At 48.8% G+C, this 2,435-nt stretch carries 1 protein-coding gene; it reads right to left on the bottom strand.

Annotated features, from left to right (window positions below; genetic code table 11):
- The coding region (locus tag AAC147_RS01355) for a non-ribosomal peptide synthetase (RefSeq protein ID WP_047684875.1) at window positions 1–2,435 on the bottom strand (2,435 nt) is incomplete at both ends.

The raw sequence follows: 2,435 nt of genomic DNA, 5'->3' as shown, positions 1-2,435 counted from the left end.
CACACAGTCATTTCCGTCGGGCCATACTGGTTAAACAGCGTGATATGCGGCGGGATAGACAGGGCATTGAGAGTTTCCCCTCCAGTATCGATTACCTGCAAGGTTGAACGGAATAACGCCGCAGAAAAGTGTTTCATATTCATTAAGGCGGTAGGAATAAATGCCTTGGTGATCTTATGCTGATTGATAAACGCCAGCAGTTGCTCACTGTCTCCGGTTACCGTCGCAGGTAAGATATATAGCGTGGCACCCGCTATCAGAGCCGGGAAAACCTCTGAAACGGAGGCGTCAAACACATAATTGGAGAAAAACGACACCTTCACCTGTGGTGCCAGCAGATGTGTTCTGGCAATAAACTGGCTCAGGTTAAGGACACCAGTATGTTCTACCATGACGCCTTTTGGCCGACCCGTAGTGCCTGACGTGTAGATGATAAAAGCCAAATCGGTCGGTTTGTTGATTAAGACTGGATTTTCTGATAGTTGCCCCGCAGTCACGCTCTGATCATCCGCTGCTATCAAAACAGGCTGAACGGGCAGTATCTGCCTATGTGACTCTAATGCTAACAAATGCCGCTGTTGGGTCACCACACACGGAGCCTGAGTATCGGTCAGAATAAAGCGAACACGCTCCGCGGGATATTGCGGGGAGACAGGCACGTAGGCACCGCCCGCTTTCAGTACCGCCAGCATACTGATGACCATTTCCAGACTGCGATCCAGATACAGGGCCACGGGGGTATCAACTGGCATCAATGCACGGTATTGCTGCTGATACTGTGCCCGAATCGCGGCCGCTAACTGATTTGCCCGTTCATTGAGCTGGCGGTAAGTCAGACTCTCCCCTTCAAACACCAGCGCAATATTATCCGGTGTCGCGATAACCTGTGCTTCGAACTGCTGCTGGAGTGTGCGGTCTTGTGGGTATGGTGCATCCGTCTGGTTCCAACTATAGAGCAGGGTATGGCGTTCCTGATCTGACAATACCTCAAGCGTAGCGAGAGATTGCTTTTGATTCATCACAAAAGCAGTCAGGACACGCCGATAGAGATCTGCCATTCTGGCTATTGTTGCCCGCTCAAACAAATTCACCGCATAGTTGATGCAACCCGTCAGGCGAGGTTGATCATCAGATATAAACAGACTGAGGTCAAACTTGGCCGGACTATGCAGGAACTCTTCTAATTTAACGGCACTAAATGGCAGATTGGCTTCGGCTGACCAGTCTTCATAGAAATTCTGCAACCCGAACATGACCTGAAAAATGGGATGACGGGCAGTGTCACGTTCAATCGCCAGTGCATCCAGTAGCTGTTCAAATGGCATATCCTGATGAGCTTTAGCCTGTGCAACTACGCTGTGCGTCTGCCTAATCAGATTTTCCACACTGTCAGTCTGTTCGAGTTGCATCCGCAATACCAGCGGGTTAACAAACATGCCGATTAATGGCTGAGTCTGGACATGATGACGGTTGTCAGTAGGCATTCCCAGTACAATGTCATTTTGACCGGACAGCCTTGCCAACGTGACATAAAAACCACTGAGCAACACAGTATATAAAGTCGTTTCCTGCTGTCTTGCCAAGGCCCTCAATTGTTCCGATAGCCCGTATTCCAACGCAAAAATAAAGTTCTGACCTTCATAATCCACCTGTGCCGGGCGCGGTCTGTCAGTTGGCAGAGCCAGAGGTTCATAACCTACCAATACCTGCTGCCAATATGCTAGCTGCTGTTTCTTCACGTCACCCTGCAGATACTCGCGTTGCCATCTGGCATAATCACCATAGCTGATCTCCAAAGCCGGCAGTTGACTGTTACGGGATTCCAGTAGAGCGTGGTAACACTCCTCCAGCTCATTCATAAAGATGCCGATCGACCAGCCATCAATGGCAATATGGTGCCACATGAATAACAGGTAATGATTTTCAGCCATCATCTCGTGACACAGATAGTGACACAAACGCAGGCTCGGCTCTGCCGTCAGATCAAAGGGTGTTGCCAGTTCAGTACGCACCGTTTGCCAAAAATCATCGATACTTCTACAAGACTGTGATTTGAAAACGAGTCGCTCTTCAAGTACCTGCTGATAAACTTGCCCCTCATCATCATTACGGTATACCGTTTTCATCACCGGATGACGGTCAACAACTTGATTAATTGCTATTTCCAGTAGCGGCAAACTATCCCTATCATTTAGTTGAACAAGATAAGGAACATGATATATATGGGTTCCTTGCTCAAAACGTTCGATAAACAACATCCGTTCCTGCACAAAAGACAGAGGATAATGCACCATTTCAATATGGGGGATCACTGTGCAAGTCTGCTGCCCCATGTGGGCCGCCAGTCCGGCAATCGTTTTTAACTCAAAGATCTGAACTAATGGCACATCTACCGCCAGCGCATGGCGAATAGCAGCTGCCAGTTTAATCGCCAG

Source organism: Xenorhabdus sp. NBAII XenSa04, from assembly GCF_963866145.1.
In the GTDB taxonomy this organism is placed as follows: domain Bacteria; phylum Pseudomonadota; class Gammaproteobacteria; order Enterobacterales; family Enterobacteriaceae; genus Xenorhabdus; species Xenorhabdus indica.
The sequence above is the reverse complement of the archived record's forward strand: the minus strand, read 5'-3'. Positions and strand labels throughout refer to the sequence as shown.